Origin of the sequence: Leptospira bandrabouensis, assembly GCF_004770905.1 — a bacterium.
GTDB lineage: Bacteria > Spirochaetota > Leptospiria > Leptospirales > Leptospiraceae > Leptospira_A > Leptospira_A bandrabouensis.
In genome coordinates, this window is the sequence record NZ_RQHT01000010.1 from 116,954 (window position 1) to 134,146 (window position 17,193).

Below are 17,193 nucleotides of genomic sequence, written 5' to 3' on the forward strand. Positions count from 1 at the left end.
TAGAAAATTTAGTAGTCAGTTTTTTTATTCCACTTTTTCATTATTAATTAGTTTTTGGTCCCAATCTAATTTGTTTAGAACACCTATTTCGATTGAATAATCTTTTATATTAATGTGAGATTTAAATCCACTAACTAAATTGGATGCAATATCTTCTGTTGTAAGACCACCTTGCGAAGTGAATCTTCCCTCTGAAAAAAACCTTCGATGATTGACCCTTAAATAACTCAGCCAAATTGAACTTATCTTGTAACCAACCTCAGCCTTTGATGTCCAACCTAAACCATAATTTTCTGAGAAAAAATTGATGGATCTTTGTACATGAAAATCCCTTGTTTTGATTCTTCCAAATGATGGCATAAAACTTATATCGAGATAGAAATCTCCCTCAGAATGGCGGTATCCACCGCCACCAAAAAATTCCCAGAGATCATTTGAGAAACTCAATCCAAGCCCTATCGGCCCATAAAAAACAGGACTAGATTCTATGAATTGATTCACATCATAAAAATAATATTTAAAATAAGAATACCTGGCTCCGGCTGATAGAAAGAAACCTGACCCGTCTGCCCAGTAATTTGGATTTGCACTTTGAAAGTAATATCTGCCAAAGAATTCGGCTCTATTTTCGGAGACTGTTGATTTGCCTTTTCCGTCTGCAAAATTTCGACTACCTGCATATACCGTCGCAGAGTCTCTATAACTCCATTCACGTGTTGCTATATTGGTAGTGTTTTCAGTAGAGATGGAACCGAGAAAAAAGTCTTCATCACGTGCTTGTCCTGATTTTTGATACCATCCTGTGGTTTTTAGCGCTCCACTAATTTCGAAGCGATCCTTGGTTACGATTCCTTGGATGCCAAATAACGTAAATGATCTTGGAAATGAGATTCGTGAACCTCCGCGAATCCCTGATAAGTTTGGGTATTTGTTTCCCGTTTCGAATATATATTCGCCGCCAGATTTTTCAAGTGTTGGTCCCCAGATGATTTCTGCAGAAATGGGGTTTATGTTTAAGAGTAAAAATAATAAAGTAAATTTAAGTATTTTCGGCACCAACTTAGGTTCTATTTTACCCCTAAGTTGTAAATTCCTAAATTTATTCGGAAGGAGGGTGGTTGTTTTGGTTTCTGTTTTATGGATGTCCAATAAATTCTCTCTTAGGGGTGAAATCATTTCACCCCTAAGAGACATAATTAAATTGACAGTCTAGACAGGTTCACTCACCATCTAGTAGGTTATGGGAAAAACTGATCCTTTATTGACTGAAGAGGAAGCTGCCAAATTCGTTGGTTTGGGTACCAAAGAGTTTACTGAAAAAGCGGTGGACCTAAAAATACCTGGTTGGAAATCCAAAGAATTTAAACAGTCGATTTTGTTAAAATATTTCGAACCTATCGAAAGAGATGGTTTTGATAGTCATGTAATTGCAGTATCGAACCAAAAGGGAGGGGAAGGGAAAACAACGATTAGTTTGTATTTAGCCGAAGCTCTCGCAGAAAACCACAAGGTATTATTGATTGATTGGGACCCTCAAGCAAATGCCACTCAGCTTTTTTTGAAAGATGAAGTACCATCTGTAATGGATTATTTAGGATACCGAGGTAAGAAGGCGAAGAACATTGAACCGGCTATCAAAACAATTGGCGAAAATTTTGATTTACTTCCCTCTACCCTTGAACTTGCAAATTTAACCACTCCTTACGAAAGGGATGATTTCGAATTGTTAAACGAGGCGATCCTTCCTCTGCGGTCTCGCTATGAATATATAATTATAGATTGTCCCCCCTCCCTTGGCTTAATTTTAGAGAATGCTTTGATTTGCGCAGATTACATACTTGTGCCGATTCAAACTAGGGCTTTTAGTTTGCAGGGTATTCGGGATCTTTATGAAACGTTCCTGAAGATTCAAAGGAAAGCTAACCAAAGGTTGAAACTTTTGGGTGCTGTTTTAAATCAGTATGAAGGTCAAAAGGCACTTGCTGGTCTAGCTGAAGGAGTAAAAAGATATTTTCCTGTTTTTGAAACAGTGATCCAAAGACGAGAGGCCATTCCTCAGGCCCAGGCAAAAATGTCTTTCCTTGCTAAAGTTGACTTAGCAACTATGAAAAATTTTAGAGAACTTGCGGCAGAGGTTAAAAGTAAAATAGATGTCCAAAAAAACTGAGTTCCAAGCTTTAGATTTAATCTCTGCGTATTCTGAGAAGAAAAAGAACCCTTCGCATTTAGAATTAAACCAGATTTTCCCGAACCCTACACAGCCACGTTTAATTGGTCGTGAAGACACGGCAGATTTAGTACCTTCAATGGAAAGGTTGGGATTAATAGAACCAATTCTTGTCAGGAAAGATAAAGGTAAGTATTTGATTGTTGCCGGGGAACGCCGGTACCGAGCTGCAATCAAATTGGGATGGAAAGAAATTCCTGCAATCGTCACGGATGCAAATGAGGACGTTTGTTACGAGATGTCACTTGCAGAGAATGAAAAGAGGAAAAACTTAAATCCATGGGAAGTGGGTAAAGCGATCCAGTATCTTCGTAAGGAAAAAAGAAAAACGGCAGAAGAAGTTTCAGAACTGTTGGGTTACAGCGGAAGATATGTGAAACAGCTTAGTAGTATAGCAAGGCTCGATCAAAAATCTGTAATGGAATTGATGATCAGTGGTAAACCGCTATCAGTAAAGAATCTCGAAGAATTGCTAAAACGTAAAGAAAACAGAGGGGGTGAAACCATTTCACCCCGACCAGGATCTGGTTCGGGCCGTATTAGTATCAATTTGAGTAAACTAAATGGAAGAGTGCGAGATAACTTTTTAAAAGAGCTCGGTTTACTCAAAAAGAAGTACGGAATCAACGAATAGGGGAAAAATGAAATCAACTTTAAAATTAAAAACGATAGACGATATTGAAAGAGAGTTATCAATTATTGTTGTTTGTGAAAAAAAACAAAAGGCAGACATCACATTAAGCCAAGTTTATGATTTTTTGGCAGAGTCTATCGAATTATCGATTCAAAGAATTGGTTCCACAACCAAAAGAAATACCATCAATAAAATATTAGGGAAATATAAGTTTGCAAAACTTCTTTCTAAAGGTAGTTATACCAAAGCAAACCAAATCCCAGGATTCCCTTTAAAAGATTTGGGCGATGCAGAATCTGCATTATTAAGATTAAAAACTTCTTTAACTGCTTTTAAATTACATTCAGGGCCTTTTGCTGATCATCCGGTATTTGGTGAACTAGATAAAAAACAATGGGAACGAATTCATGGAATTCTTGCTGCCTTTTTATTTGGTTACATCCAATTATATGGTGATGAGAAACTTAGGTTTGCCAAAGATAGAGAACAAAAGAAAGAAAAGGCTTTTGCAGATAAAAAACAACATCAACACCACCATCAGCAAAAGAAAAAAGACGACAGAGATACTAAGCCGAGTGGCCATAATAGTCGCAAATGGAAAAACAAAAAGAAACCTCATAACAAAGGAAATAAAAATCAGGGAAGTGGTGGTGGATTAAGATGAAAATTTGTTTAATAGCCGGTAGCCACAGAAAGAACTCTCAATCATTGAAAGTAGGTAAATTCCTTGCAGAAATATTAAAATCAAAAGGTATCGAAGTTACACTTTTTGATTTAGGTGGAAATCCTCTTCCATTATGGGAACCATCTATGTGGGAAAAAGATTCAGAAATAAAGAAGTTTTGGTTAGAATACAGTGTTGGACTCGGGAGTGCCGATGCCTATGTTTTTTTATCTCCAGAATATGCCGGAATGGCTAGTCCTGCTCTGAAAAACTTTTTTCTTTACCTTAGTGGTAGTGATATTTCACACAAACCAGGACTGATTATTACTGTATCCAGTGGGATGGGCGGTAGTTATCCTAACGCCGAATTAAGAATGTCTAGTTATAAAAACACTCGGATTGTTTATTTGCCTGATCACGTGATTGTTCGGCATGTAGAGTCTGTCTTAAACGCTGAAAATCCTGAGAATAAGGATGATGAATACATAAGATCCAGACTTATATATACTTTAAACGTTTTAGTTGAATATGCAAAAGCTTTTGCTACCGTTCGTCAGAGTGGCGTAATCGATATAAAGACTTACCCTTTTGGATTGTAAAAGCAATGATAATTGGGATTCCTACGTTTAAGATCAAAGTAACAATATAACCGAGAATTGGGCCACCAAAACTATATGGATCCACACTATGCATCAAATGAATGATAAAGGGGTGGAGCAGAAATATAAATAAGCTATTGTTTCCAATATAGGATATCCATTCGGATATCTTTCTGTTGAATGTAGGTAAAATTTCCCAAACTCCAAAAAAGAAAAATATAGGATACACCAAGTGGTGATTTTTAAAATCCACAACATGGTCAAAACTAAACAGAATTAGAAAGAATAAAAATAATAGGGTGAGGGTTCCAAATAAAAGCGATACCCCCCCTTTTTTTGTTGTTTGATCTTTTTTTTCATAAAAAAGGCCTATGTAGATACCAAATACAAAGAAAAAAATATAATTTAAAATAGAAATCGAATGGTAATCTTTCGGAAGTATGGAATCTAACAAACCCAAATTAGAAGATAAATTTAATAAAAGAGAAATAAGTAACAATGACCTCGAAAACAATTTGTATGTGAGAATTTTGTCAAACAGATAAAACAATACATAAAACTGAATCAATAGTGGGACAAAATAAAAGGGCGCGAATACTTTTCCCAAAAAATAAAATTGGATAAATTCTAATATATTGTAATGATTGTATTTTACTAAATAACCGATGCCAGACGCTAGAGTATAAGGTAAAACGAGATTTTTTAGCTTTGAATTCCAGTAGCCCTCTTTTTTTCTCAAAAATATAGCAGATGTTAGTATAAACATCGGCACAGAAAACCTAGAAAGGTTTGAAAAAAATAAGGTAGTTCTGATCACAGATTGATCGGCTGGATGAAAAAATTGGAAGTATGAATGGATATGGATAAGAACGATTCCAACCATCGCAAAACCTCTCAGGACATCAAATCTGGTTTCTCTTCCTTGTTTTGCAGCCAGTGGGTGTGGGATGGAGTAGGGGATACGGAAGACCCAAAGATACAAAGCAGCCAGTCCCGTTAGTATGATCCCTAGTAATTCCCATTCCATAAATCCTATCTCCTTTACGGCATTTTCTTTTCAGATTTCCTGGTGCAAAGGAAAATGAATTCAGATTTTAGGCAAAATAGCCAAAAATAGATATAGGAGCCACGAATCAATGAGCAAACTCAACATTCCGCCAAATCAGAGAATCTTCAAAGAAGGGGAACTGAATAATGCGATGTACATCATCCTCCAAGGAAACGTTGAGATTTTTTTTACGGTGAACAATAGCCAGACGCGATTGGCACTTATGAAACCTGGAGATTTTTTTGGAGAAATGGCTTTGTTTAGCTCAAATCCAAGAAGTGCAACGGCGAGGACAATTACAAATTGCGAAGTTGCTGTGATTGAGAGTAAACAACAGTTGGAAAACTTTCTTGTCAAAAATCCAAAGTTTGCCGCAAAGATGGTATCGATTATGGCAGACCGTTTAGCACGCACAAATGAACTACTCATCAGTAGTATGGAAAAATCAGTAGCTAAGAAAATTGAATTTAGTAATGAAGTTGGAAAAGAACATCAAATAGCTATTAGTGATGTTCAAGATGTAGAATGACTATCCGTAGATTGTTGGTAAATTCTTTTTAATTAATGTAATTTCTAAAATGGGAGCATAACTTAAAAGGTTTTTGATATTCACTACCTGACCTTCTCCCAATAAGAATTCTTTTAGAATTTCTAATGTTTCTTCTGGTGGAAGTGTGGATATACTAGGATATTCTGGATGTCCCACTAAATTAAATTCATCTGCAAGTTTCGGATCTTCTAATTGATTGTCTTCGAGGTTTAATAATTCTTTCCAGTTCATAATAAAAATTACGCTAAGAGATTTTGATACTCTTCTCTATGTTCCTCAAATTTGAGTTTAAAACTATCTTGCATATCGCGAAACTCCTTTTCTGAAGAAATTTCAAAATATTCCAAAACCTCAGGTTCGACAGTGAAATAATTTCCTTTACCACGACCTATATTGGCAAGAATGTCTGCCAGATAAATGATCTGACATAGGATATTGTTTCTAGTTTTGCATTGCCAAGGTTTGTGATGGTATCGTATGACATCTAAAATCTCTTCTGGGAAATTCCACTTTTCTGCCATCAAATGACCGATTTCTGAATGTGTGGTTCCTAAAGTGTATTCTTCTACCCATTCTGAAATTTCATTATTATCATCACTTCTAAGAACTCTAATTTGGTTTACCTGACTTAAGTCCAGGGAAAGAAGAACCATTCTACCTAAGTCATGAAGTAGGGCAGAAATGATAGCAGGTTCTAATAACTTCAAATGTTTTTTACGATCTTCTATTAGAAACCTTGCATACATAGAAGTTTTGAAAGAATGTGTCCATACTAACACCTGTTTCGCGTAACGAGAGTTAAGTATTTTTTTCGCACCTAATGTTAAAAATATGGATTCAAGATTTTTTAGACCAATCCTTTTGACACCTTCCAACACGGAAATAATCGGTGTATGTGCTCCAAATAAAGGAGAATTTGCAATTTTTAGAATTTCCGCAGTGATGGCTGGATCCTTTTCTACTTGAGCCGCTATTTCGTGCCAATCGACATCCTTTTTCTTTGCAATCAGAATCAGCTTTTGAATTTGCGGAGGTAGCGGAGGAAGGCTATTTACTTCACGTAATAACAAATTTTTTATATTAGTTTGATTTTCTTTTGGTATGAGTTGTTTCGGAATCCTAATGATGACTTCCGTAAAATCATCGGTTGTCATCAATTGAAAGAATTGATTCGATATCCCTGAATTTCTGAGTAAAATGTGGATGAGTACAATCCCAAGTCCAGAGCTCTCTTCATTGTCAACTGACTCACGATAGGCGTCATTAATGTTTTTGTATTTTTTGGAAGCTTCAACCCTTTTTAATATTCTGTTTTTTTCTTCTGGAAGGATTTTTGCATTATTTCTAACTCGGAATTCGATATAGTCTTCTTTACAAATGGTGCTTAATGTTATCTTGTAATTGGAATGATCGAGTGCCAAAAAGACTCTTTTGCGGTTATGACCAAATTCATCCTTATACATGGGAATTCCTCTGGCGTAGTCTTTATCATCCCAGAGATTCAAACCTTGTTCCTTAAAAAAAACACGTTTCCCATTAGCCTTACATCCGTTTACTAGTAGTTCACTGAGAATGGTAAAAAGGATTTCATGTAGGAATTCTAAAGAGATACTACGAACCACTCTCCCAATCCAAACATCTAGTTCTGGACAGTCGATTTCCGAAAAGTGGACATATTCCTTGGAAATCAGCTTTCCGGAAAGAAAGTCCTCTTGGAAGGTAATGAGCGGAGGAATCGACATGATAAACCTGTTTTGAACCTTGTTTCTCTTTTTGAAAACCGAAAATTTTATTTTGAAATTTGAGTCAGGAATCCGATAATGAAGACTATGGAACTCTTAAAAAAATCCCTTTCGATTACCCTTGTGTTATTTGTAGCAGTTGTCTCTATCTCTGCACAGGACACTAAACCGCAAGCTACCCCCACAGACGTGAACCAAGAAAATCACGATGCAAAAGAGGGACAAGATAAAGAGTTATTTGAATACTATTATAAAACCCGCCCTGAAAATTTGCCACCTAATAAAGCAAAATTGGAATATAACTTAATCAAGACTTTAAAAAAAGAGATTATGAGCAGGGATTATTCCAAAGAATCAGCTGAAGCGATCAAAAAAATCGATGCTACCAATATTCAATACGAAAGGGTATACAGAGAAAGTAAATGGCTTCGCGGTTTTATGACTCAGAACACGCACCTAAATTATTCAGAGTTTATGTATGTAGTAAAACACGATAAATATATGTGTTTTGTAAGTTTTGATGTTAATCCTGAGACTTATTTACAACAATCTCGTCAATCTCATTTAGTTTTTGCTGCGAAGGATAAGTTTGAGATAGTAATCCCAAAGCCCTAATTACTAAAGTTACACCAACTAATACGAGTAAATAGATAAACCCATATCGAAAGTACCTTTCTAAGTTTTCCAAAAGGGGAAGTGGTTCTTCATTCCCCTTTATCCGAGAAATAGCTGTTAGTTTTCCAAAAGTTCTAATTTCCTTTTTATAAACCTGGATTGTATCACCTAACCTTAGTTTTTTGTAAATCGAGTAGGGAATCCTTTCTGTAATTTCATGGAGAGAACCATTACTAAGTCCAAAACTGTAATGGCATTGGTAAGCAATTGGAAATTGGTTTTTGACACGAGAGAGTTCTTGAACTATGGCAAAACTTCTATTTCTTTCCTCATTTAAGTTTGCAGTTTCAATTATTAAGTTTTGATTTTCGAAATAAACTAACGAATAGAATAGGGAAACAACAATAAATGATAAAAAAATAGCATTCGTGATCCAAACGGATACTCGTGGAGACATCTATGGCTTAGATGGCTCCTCAAAAGATTTTAGTGCTTCTTCGCGATCTGGATAAAATTGGAATGCGTTTGAAAGCCCAAGAAGATGAAACACTTGTAAGATGGAACTTGTTACACCAACGAGTGCCATTTCTTTATTCCTTTTTTGCAAATTCATTTTTACATCCAATATCATACGAATTCCTAAACTGGAAATGTATCTAAGTTCAGAAAAATCTAAAATAAGATGTTTTCTATCGGCTCCGACCATTTCATCTAGGATCGTTTGTGTGATGCGGTCAAGTGGACCTGATTCCATACGACCTTTAATTTGGACGATGACGGTTCCATTGATACGTTTCTGTTCTATTTCGTATGGTAAGTCTTGCATGGATTCCCCTCTCTTTAGCGGAACAATTACAGATAATTTCTCAGGCGATAACCGGATTGTCGCCTTGGTATAGGGTGGAAACGGATAATGTCTCTCTGTCAGAGAATCAACTGCGAGTCCACCGTTCATTTCAGAAATAACTTCCACTTGATCTAAAGCCCTAAAATCTGCCAAGGAAAACTCTGTTTCTCGGGACTTCACTCGTATTTCTCGGGAATAAACATGGAAAAAAGGCTCATGTTTGGAAAATGGTGAGAATTTTTTTGGAAAACAAGAGCTTATCCAACCTGTTGACCCTGCCCCCGTATAAACAAGTAATCCTGAACATTTTTGTTCTTCTTTTTGTCCCTGGTAGGAAATCCAAAACCGGGAAGTAAGATCTGGGCTGTTGTTTCGGATGGAAAGTTCACAAATGGCAGGTACGGTTTTTAGTTTTGTTCCATTCGGATATAGTATTTCCGTATCTAAAAGTGACCAGGACTCTATTTGTGTTTGTTTGAAGTTCGTTTTGACAGCTATCTTTAGTTCTTCGGCGTTAAAACCAAGTAAAGCTCCCACGGAAGATTGGGGATCTGAATTACATCCAATTAAAGGTGTATTTCCTGCTAAATGGGCAACATAAGTAAAATGGTTATCACCACCATGAGCCACAATCAGATCATATTTGGTTCCATTTTCTGGATCAAAGTTTTCCCGAAACACAAAGTCGGCATCGGGAAAAACTTGGGATTTTAGAAAATTACGAGACTCTAATTGTCTTTCGTGTGATTCCAAAGTTCTTTCAAAGACTTCTGGATTTTGGCGTGCGACTTCCTTGTAGGCCTGAATGGAGCCGTATGTTTCCAAATCTAATTCGTATTTGGTACGTTTGAAGACCACTACGACCTTTTTATACTTGGTGGAAGGCATGAGTTTTGGAAGAAATTCCCATTTTCCTTAGGGAAATAAAGGTTTTTTTAAAAAAACTTCGAATTTCTTAGGAAATTTGAAGAAAAATTGTATCCAAAATAAATTTAGTCTTGTACCAAATCATGTAGTTTTGTAAATAATGTGTAACCGTTAAATGGTTTAGAGGAAAATCAAAGTATGGCAACAACTCCTACCCCAATGAAGAAGTCCGAAATGCTCAGTGAACTTGCTGAAACAACTGGTATGACCAAAAAGAATGTAGCAGCGTTCCTAGACTCCTTCGTTGAACTCGCTTACAAGGAAACTAAGAAAAACGGAGCATTTGTGATTCCTGGATTAGGAAAACTTGTAAAACGCAATCGTCCAAAACGTAAAGGTAGAAACCCTGCCACTGGGGAAGCGATTGTAATCCCTGCTAAAACTGTTGTTAAATTCACGCTATCTAAGACTTGTAAAGACGCTGTTGTGCCTCCTAAAAAATAATTTAGTTTGTGAACCCAGGAGGATGACCGCCTGGGCATTTTATGGATAAAAAACCTTATCCTTTTTTACCTTTCGAAGATTCTCTCGTCGGTGAGAAAATCCTTCTCGTTTGGCAAGAAAGCCATCATTCAGAAAAAAATCTAAAAGAACATTTGTTAAAGGCATTAGGTCTTACTGAAGATCAGGTTGTGTTTACGCCAAATGCCATAAAACAGAAGTTAATGGTCTCTTATCCCACTGAGATACGTCATTTAATTGATGAGAAAAAGTTTTCTCAGATCACAGTTTTGTTATTAAACATTGCTAAAGGTAAGTCTGAACAATGTCCAACTCCTGCTTTGGACATTACTTTTGAATTAATCGAATGGATTTTAACAGGGTTTGATTTGGATGATGTTCTAGTAGAAACCTTATCCGAATTATTCGGAACCACCTTAACCCATGCTTTTGTGGATCAAGTGAGAGCCGAATACATCAAAGAACTTCGTGGTTAAAGATTTTTTGGGAGGTTTGTTTATTTTAATTGTCAAATATTGAACTTGGTTCAAATTCTGGAACAAATAAGGATTTTTGGTTACCAATATGCAAACTCGTACGATTTATAAATGGGGATCTCCCGAAGTAGAAGAAAAATTACCAGAGCATACTTTAAAATTTTTAGAATCGCAGTTCCCCGTTGATAAAGAGTTCAAAGCGTCCTTCCCCAAAGGAGAACTTCCTTTAAATCCATTAAAAAAATCTAAACTCTCACAAGCTGTTATCACAAAGTTAAAACAAATTGTCGGAAAAGACTACGTAGCGTTAGACGATGTTTCTCGTGCCAGGCATTCCATTGGGAAATTTTATACAGAAATTTATAAAGCAAGGTTTGGTGAAGTATCCGACGTAGTGGATGTAGTTGTGTCACCAAAGTCGGAACAGGAAGTTGTCGAAATCATCGCACTTGCTAATACAAATAAAATTCCTGTGATTCCATTTGGGGCAGGATCTACAGTTACAAAAGCTTTGCAAGCTCCGAAAGGTGGGATCTCTTTAGATTTATCTCGCTTAAACCGTATCATTGAATTTAATGCTATTGATTCCACTGTCACTGTTGAGGCGGGAGTTTATGGACCTGTTTTAGAAAAACATTTGAACGAACGTGGATATACTTGCGGTCATTTCCCACAATCATTCGAATTCTCAACTGTTGGCGGTTGGATTGCCGCCAAAGGGGCAGGACAAGCTTCCACGGGTTATGGGAAAATTGAGGATATTCTCCTTAGTCTAACAGCGATTACTCCTGCAGGAAAATTTGAATCAAAATCATATCCTGCCGCATCCATTGGACCTGATTTATTCCGTTTGTTTTTAGGAACAGAAGGAAGTTTTGGAGTTATCACTAAAGCTACTTTAAAAATTCGTAAATTCCATCCTGAAAACTCTGCCAAAGGTTCCTTCATCTTTAAAAACTTTGAAAAAGCTGTGGAAACCATGAGAGATGTGATGCAGGCCGGATTTGGAAAACCGCATTTCTTTCGAATCCAAGACCCAGAAGAAACGGACATTTCCTTTCATATGAGTGGCCTTCATGGTGGTAAAGAAGATTATTTTCTTAGGTTCATCGGTTACAAACCAATGGAAAGATCGTTAATGCATATCATCATTGATGGTGATCCAACTTATGCAAAAGAAGTTTTAAAAAAGATCAAAAAAATTGCGAAACAGAATGGTGGGTTTTCGACGGGCGAGTCTCCGGTTAATAAATGGTTACACCAAAGGTATTCTAGTGCGTATCTTAGAGATTATTTGATGGACGAAGGCATTCGAATAGACACCTTAGAGACAGCCGTTAGTTGGTCAAATCTTCATGGGTTATGGGAAAAAACTAGGGCATATATTAAAAGCCATGAGAATACATCTTGTATGGTTCATATTTCACATGCCTATGAAAATGGAGCCAATTTGTATTTTATATTTTTAAGTCCTATCGATAAAAAAAATGAAGAGTCCAGCTTTGTAAAGTTTCACAAAGGAATTATAGATAGCATCCATAAAAATGGAGGATCGTTGTCACACCATCATGGAATTGGAAGGATGTTATCTCCTTGGATGGAAGGAGAAGTGGGTAAAGAAGGACTTCGCGTTTTATCATCACTTAAAAAAACTTTTGATCCGAAAGGAATCATGAACCCAGGTGGACTATTAGGACTTAAATAATGGGTGTTTCTGAAAGGAAAAAACGCGAGTTTGCGCAGAGAGAATCAGACATCCTCAACTGTGCCATTGAACTCTTTAGAACTAAACATCCGTCTTTAGTAAAGATGGATGACATTGCTAAACAATTGGAGATTGGTAGAGGAACGATCTATCTCCATTTTAAAAGTAAAGATGATTTGATGGCGCGCATTCAATATGAAGACTATGTTCGTTTGCGCAAACGTTTGGAAAAAGCATTTGAGGCACAGACAGCGATTGAAATGTCTAGAAAAGCGATTAGGGCCTATATCGATCATTGTTTGGGCGATCGTCATATGTATCTTGTTGCCAGACAATGTGGCGTTAATTTAAATATTAACAACGTATCGGAAGATATAAGTCAACTCCTGACTGACGAAAGAACCAATCGTTTAACTCTTTTAGAAAAAATCTATAAACAAGCCAAACAAGAAAACCTAATCAATTCGAAAGGAACTTATCCGAATGTAGCCGTTGCATGGGGGATGATTCGTGGAGCGGTAGAGGTGATTTTAGATGGGCATTTCCAAAACGAAATCAAAAGTGAAAAGGCCTATTTAGAAACGATTGAACATGTATTATTCTATGGATTATTTTCTGGGAATAAAGGAGAGACTTAATGAGAAAGATGAAAGTGATTATCAATCCTGTATCTGGCGGAGGTCTCTCTGCAAAAGTTTGGAAAAAAGTAGAACCCGAATTAATTAAAAAAGGGATTCCTTATGAGTTTGAAGCTACTACCAAGGAACGAGCGGCACGTGATATTGCAAAAGATGCCATCAAACAAGGGTTCCATTGGATAGTAGGTATCGGTGGAGATGGAACCTTTTCAAACGTGATTAATGGACTTTTTGAAAATGGAAAATTAATTAACAAAAACGTTATTTTTAGCCCTATCCCTGCGGGGCGGGGAAACGATTTTATAAAAACAGTGAAAGTCCCAAAAAACCCAATCAAAGCTTTAGAACAAATTCTAAATGGAAAAGAACGAGTGATTGATTTGATAGCTGTTACCTATACGAAAGCAGATAAAACGAAAGGCAATTATTTGTGTTTGAATTTGGCTGATTTTGGGATGGGTGGTGAAGTTGTTTATAAAGTCAATCGGTCAAAATTGGCTCATATTCTTGGAGGGAAGGGAGTATTTTTATTATATTCGATTCTTGGTTTATTCACTTATACAAACAAAAAGATAACTCTTACAATTTCCAAATTTGAAAAAATTACAAACAAATGTAGATTGATTGTTTGCGCTAATGGAGAGTATGCGGGTGGTGGAATGTGGTTTGCGCCAAAAGCAAAACTCGATGATGGTAAAATGGATTTACTTGCGATCCAAGATGTGACAGTAGCCGAAACTCTTCGTAAGTTCGGTAATTTATATCGAGGAAAGTTATCGGAAGATTCCAAAGTCATTTCCAAACAAATCACTGAACTGACTGCAGAGTCAGACGAAAATGTTTTTATTGATGTAGATGGTGAGAATATGGGACAACTTCCTGCTCATTTCAAAGTGATACCGAACGCCCTTCCAATCAAATGTTAATCCTATGAATCAAATTACAAAAAAAGAAAGTTCGAGACTAGGTCATTTAAAAGCCGAATACGACATCATCATTATTGGTGGTGGGATTACGGGTGCAAATGTTCTCTGGGATGCCACACTTCGCGGTTACAATTGTTTACTTGTAGAAAAAAATGATTATGCTTCTGGAACAAGCCAAGCTACTTCTAAACTCATTCATGGTGGACTAAGATATTTAAAAAATCTTGAATTTGGACTTGTGCGTGAATCACTTTCAGAAAGAAGGTATCTTGCTAAAATTTCTCCTCATGCAGTAAGGCCAATGGGATTTATCATTCCCATTCGTTCTTTATTTCAAAGAATTCTTTTGTTTTTTGGAATGGAGTTGTACAATGCCCTTTCTTTTGATCGAAATCGAGAGATTGATGCCGATGTTCAACTTCCTAGATACAGATGGAATTCAGTCGGAGAGACCATCTATAAAGTATTGGGATTAGATAGAAAGTCCCTGAAAGGTAGTTTTCAATATTATGATTATGCCAATCCCAATCCTGAAAAACACACAACGGAATTTATTTTATCCGCCAAAGAAAAGGGAGCACATGCCTTTAATTACCTTGCGGTTACTACTTTAAAAAAACAAAATAGCGGTGGATACACAGTTGGTCTTACCGATACACTAACAGGGAAAAAGGTGTTAGTTTCTACTAAGATAGTTGTGAATTCAGCAGGTCCTTGGGCGGATGTGATCGAATCTATGACAGGAGTCACTGCTGAGAAAAAACTCGTTCGTTCTAAAGGGATTCATGCCGTCGTTCGCAATATTTGTGGGAATGAATGTGCTGTGCTTTCCAAAAGAGACGGCTCTCATCTATTCGTCATTCCTTGGCGTGGGAAAACCATTGTTGGAACCACTGATACTGCTTATGAAGATGATCCAGATGCATTTAAAGTCAAACAGTCTGAACTTGTGGATTTATTGGATGAGGTAAATTATAGTTTTGGATTTGCAAAACTCAGTCTAAAAGATGTGGATTATTTTTATGGCGGTCTCCGGCCTCTGGTTGAAGATCCAGGAAGTACGGAAGGAACTTACTCTGCTTCTAGAAAATCAGAGATCTTTCATTATGAAAAGGAAGGATTCCCGGGTTTTTTCTCAGCGTTAGGTGGGAAGTATACAACAAGTCGCGCTGTTGCCGAGAATTTAGTAACTGCAATTGATCAGTACACAAAAGGACAAGAATCTCCTTGTGCCACAAAATTCACTCCTTTGCTTGGAGGAAGATACCAAAGTCTCAAAGAACTTGTAAATGAATTGCAGTTAAAATTCCCGAAAGTTTCTGGTGCAAAGATAGAAACATTGGCAAGACGGTATGGAAGTGTCACCTGGAAAATTTTATCAATCGAAGGAAAAGATTTTTATCGGATCCCTAACGGTGAAATATATTATGAAGAAGAAGTAGAATACATGGTGACTCATGAAGATATTTTTCATCTAACGGATTTTTATTTTAGAAGGTCTGGTGTAGGTACTGTCGGGCTCCTTGATCCCACAGAAAGAACAAGGCTTGATAAAAAGATTGCAAAAATTCTTGGTTGGAATGCCGACCGATTGAAAGAAGAATCAAAGTTAGTTGATGAAAGATACAAATGGTTTGTTGATTAATGGCCCGGATCACTATCGATATTCCTGAAAAACAAATTTATTCTACGGACTTAAGTGTCCGTATCTCAGATATCAATTTTGCCGGGCATCTTGCACATGATGCCATTTTAACCTTAACCCACGAATGTCGGGCACGTTTTTTCCATTCCCATGGATGGACAGAAATCAATGTGGAAGGGAAGGGGATTGTGGTTTCTGATGTTGCCATCGTTTATAAATCAGAAGCCTTTTTTCCGGATGAATTGGTGATGCAACTTTTTGTGGACAATGTTTCGAAAAAATCATTGGAAATGGTTTACGTGATTACTCACAAAAATGGCGGAAAAGAAATTGCCCGTGCCAAAACTGCTATCGTTTTCTTTGATTATGCGGAGAGAAAACCATGCCCTATCCCGGAAGTTTTTCTAAAAGTCCTTATTTGATTTTTGTTTGGATCAGAGAAACAAATTTCCGTTCTTCTTCTTCATACTTCAGTTTATGAATCCCACCTAATGGATTTCTTTTTACAGCTTGGTTCCACTGCGAAGATTCTAACTTTTCCCAAATCGATATTCCCCACCTGCCATATTCATTGCGAATCCATTGTGTGAGTTGGGTGAGGGTTTCTAAATTTTTGTCCTTTCGGTTTTGGTATTTTAAAATGTATAACAATAGTTCTTCGATTCCTTTTCGTTTGGTAACCGATGTTTTAAAAATTGGAGGAAGGGACTGGTCGGGCAATATGTCTTTGATGAATTCCAAAGTGGATTCTAACATATAATAACTGGAATTTGCCAAAGACTCTTCATCACATTTGTTGATGATAAAAGCTTCCGGCACTTCCATAATTCCCGATTTCATAAATTGTACTTGGTCTCCACCAAGAGGTTGCATTACAAGAAAGGATAAATCGGAAATGAGAGAAACAGAAATTTCGTTTTGGCCAATTCCTACTGTTTCTATAAATACATAATCAAAAACTTTTCTTAAGAAACGAATGACATGATAAGTATATGGATTGAGTCCTCCTAATTCCAATTGAGAAGGTTGGGATCTGAAATAAATACGATTGTCTCTCCTTGGAAGCGTGACTCTAGTTCTATCACCGAGGATGGAACCTCCACTCACATTGGAAGAAGGATCAATGGCAACAATAGCCATTTTTTTATCAGGGGCAAGGTCTAAAAAAAGTTTACAAACCTCACCAAGTAACGAGGATTTGCCGGCACCTGGTGTTCCTGTGATACCGATGGTAAGTCCTTCTTTAGTGTCTGGGTTCTGAAGGATTAGTTCTTGGAATAAGGACTCGCGAAATTCTAAATTGTTTTCTGTTTCAATTTTTGAAATGATTTTTGCAATCGGATATTTTTCACCGGGGAGTGCCTCTGAAACCAGTTGGGATAATGATTCTTTGGTATCAATCAAGTGTGGTAGCCATTATAAAACATAAGTCAGAGTAGTGGAACTTCCATTGCAGATCTATTATAATCCACAATGGAAGGTTAAATG

General features: G+C 36.8%; 20 protein-coding genes. 13 read left to right on the top strand and 7 right to left on the bottom strand.

What is annotated here, in order from left to right; translation table 11 throughout:
- Positions 1-24 precede the first annotated feature (24 nt).
- Positions 25-1,059, bottom strand: coding sequence for a putative porin (locus EHR07_RS02665; RefSeq protein WP_238778667.1), 1,035 nt, complete (start codon positions 1,057-1,059; stop codon positions 25-27).
- Between the two features lie 181 nt (positions 1,060-1,240).
- Between EHR07_RS02665 and EHR07_RS02670 the strand changes: the two genes are divergently transcribed.
- The 4 genes from EHR07_RS02670 to EHR07_RS02685 are packed head-to-tail and all read left to right on the top strand — an operon-like array spanning position 1,241 to position 4,124.
- The gene (locus EHR07_RS02670) at positions 1,241-2,167 is read left to right on the top strand and encodes a ParA family protein (RefSeq protein ID WP_135743653.1); all 927 of its coding nucleotides are present in this window, start codon (positions 1,241-1,243) and stop codon (positions 2,165-2,167) included.
- Positions 2,151-2,861, top strand: coding sequence for a ParB/RepB/Spo0J family partition protein (locus EHR07_RS02675; RefSeq protein WP_135743654.1), 711 nt, complete (start codon positions 2,151-2,153; stop codon positions 2,859-2,861). Before EHR07_RS02670 ends, EHR07_RS02675 begins: the two co-directional genes overlap by 17 nt.
- A 7-nt stretch (positions 2,862-2,868) precedes the next feature.
- Entirely contained in the window at positions 2,869-3,525 is a 657-nt protein-coding gene (locus EHR07_RS02680; RefSeq protein ID WP_135743655.1) for a DUF1569 domain-containing protein, read from the top strand.
- Positions 3,522-4,124 (top strand): NADPH-dependent FMN reductase, encoded by a 603-nt coding sequence (locus EHR07_RS02685; protein ID WP_135743656.1) that lies wholly within the window; start codon positions 3,522-3,524, stop codon positions 4,122-4,124. The genes EHR07_RS02680 and EHR07_RS02685 overlap by 4 nt, the downstream gene beginning before the upstream one ends.
- Here EHR07_RS02685 and EHR07_RS02690 read toward each other — a convergent pair.
- Complete coding sequence (locus EHR07_RS02690) at positions 4,069-5,151, bottom strand: acyltransferase family protein (protein WP_135743657.1); 1,083 nt, start codon at positions 5,149-5,151, stop codon at positions 4,069-4,071. The genes EHR07_RS02685 and EHR07_RS02690 overlap by 56 nt on opposite strands.
- 109 nt (positions 5,152-5,260) lie before the next feature.
- Here EHR07_RS02690 and EHR07_RS02695 point away from each other — a divergent pair, with 109 nt between their 5' ends.
- Positions 5,261-5,701 carry a Crp/Fnr family transcriptional regulator gene (locus EHR07_RS02695; protein WP_135568343.1) on the top strand — a complete coding sequence of 147 codons (441 nt, stop codon included), beginning with the start codon at positions 5,261-5,263 and terminating at the stop codon, positions 5,699-5,701.
- On the opposite strand, the gene EHR07_RS02700 is transcribed toward EHR07_RS02695, so the two are convergent.
- Together EHR07_RS02700 and EHR07_RS02705 are read right to left on the bottom strand one after the other, a co-directional pair.
- The gene (locus EHR07_RS02700; protein ID WP_135743658.1) at positions 5,702-5,953 is read right to left on the bottom strand and encodes a hypothetical protein; all 252 of its coding nucleotides are present in this window, start codon (positions 5,951-5,953) and stop codon (positions 5,702-5,704) included.
- Between the two features lie 8 nt (positions 5,954-5,961).
- Positions 5,962-7,464 carry an HDOD domain-containing protein gene (locus tag EHR07_RS02705; RefSeq protein WP_135743659.1) on the bottom strand — a complete coding sequence of 501 codons (1,503 nt, stop codon included), beginning with the start codon at positions 7,462-7,464 and terminating at the stop codon, positions 5,962-5,964.
- Positions 7,465-7,542: 78 nt separating this feature from the next.
- Here EHR07_RS02705 and EHR07_RS02710 point away from each other — a divergent pair, with 78 nt between their 5' ends.
- Positions 7,543-8,079 carry a hypothetical protein gene (locus EHR07_RS02710; RefSeq protein ID WP_135743660.1) on the top strand — a complete coding sequence of 179 codons (537 nt, stop codon included), beginning with the start codon at positions 7,543-7,545 and terminating at the stop codon, positions 8,077-8,079.
- Here the strand turns inward: EHR07_RS02710 and EHR07_RS02715 are convergent.
- On the bottom strand, positions 7,988-8,536 hold the full coding sequence (locus tag EHR07_RS02715) for a hypothetical protein (RefSeq protein WP_135743661.1): 549 nt from the start codon (positions 8,534-8,536) through the stop codon (positions 7,988-7,990). The two genes, EHR07_RS02710 and EHR07_RS02715, sit on opposite strands and share 92 nt — an antisense overlap.
- Positions 8,537-9,814 (bottom strand): STAS domain-containing protein, encoded by a 1,278-nt coding sequence (locus tag EHR07_RS02720; RefSeq protein ID WP_135743662.1) that lies wholly within the window; start codon positions 9,812-9,814, stop codon positions 8,537-8,539. It lies immediately after the preceding gene.
- Positions 9,815-9,991: 177 nt separating this feature from the next.
- Here EHR07_RS02720 and EHR07_RS02725 point away from each other — a divergent pair, with 177 nt between their 5' ends.
- The 7 genes from EHR07_RS02725 (at position 9,992) to EHR07_RS02755 (ending at position 16,127) form a co-directional block, all read left to right on the top strand.
- On the top strand, positions 9,992-10,297 hold the full coding sequence (locus EHR07_RS02725; protein WP_004788037.1) for an HU family DNA-binding protein: 306 nt from the start codon (positions 9,992-9,994) through the stop codon (positions 10,295-10,297).
- 41 nt (positions 10,298-10,338) lie between these two features.
- Complete coding sequence (locus tag EHR07_RS02730; protein WP_135743663.1) at positions 10,339-10,791, top strand: VanZ family protein; 453 nt, start codon at positions 10,339-10,341, stop codon at positions 10,789-10,791.
- Between the two features lie 88 nt (positions 10,792-10,879).
- Positions 10,880-12,496, top strand: a complete 1,617-nt coding sequence (locus tag EHR07_RS02735) for an FAD-binding oxidoreductase (protein ID WP_135743664.1) — start codon at positions 10,880-10,882, stop codon at positions 12,494-12,496.
- Positions 12,496-13,134, top strand: coding sequence for a TetR/AcrR family transcriptional regulator (locus EHR07_RS02740; RefSeq protein WP_135743665.1), 639 nt, complete (start codon positions 12,496-12,498; stop codon positions 13,132-13,134). Before EHR07_RS02735 ends, EHR07_RS02740 begins: the two co-directional genes overlap by 1 nt.
- A complete protein-coding gene (locus tag EHR07_RS02745; RefSeq protein WP_135743666.1) occupies positions 13,134-14,060 on the top strand; it encodes a diacylglycerol/lipid kinase family protein in 927 nt (308 codons plus the stop codon). Before EHR07_RS02740 ends, EHR07_RS02745 begins: the two co-directional genes overlap by 1 nt.
- Before the next feature lie 4 nt (positions 14,061-14,064).
- Positions 14,065-15,705, top strand: a complete 1,641-nt coding sequence (locus EHR07_RS02750) for a glycerol-3-phosphate dehydrogenase/oxidase (protein ID WP_135743667.1) — start codon at positions 14,065-14,067, stop codon at positions 15,703-15,705.
- Entirely contained in the window at positions 15,705-16,127 is a 423-nt protein-coding gene (locus EHR07_RS02755) for an acyl-CoA thioesterase (RefSeq protein WP_135743668.1), read from the top strand. The genes EHR07_RS02750 and EHR07_RS02755 overlap by 1 nt, the downstream gene beginning before the upstream one ends.
- On the opposite strand, the gene EHR07_RS02760 is transcribed toward EHR07_RS02755, so the two are convergent.
- Complete coding sequence (locus tag EHR07_RS02760) at positions 16,120-17,109, bottom strand: P-loop NTPase family protein (RefSeq protein WP_135743669.1); 990 nt, start codon at positions 17,107-17,109, stop codon at positions 16,120-16,122. The genes EHR07_RS02755 and EHR07_RS02760 overlap by 8 nt on opposite strands.
- Positions 17,110-17,193 lie beyond the last annotated feature (84 nt).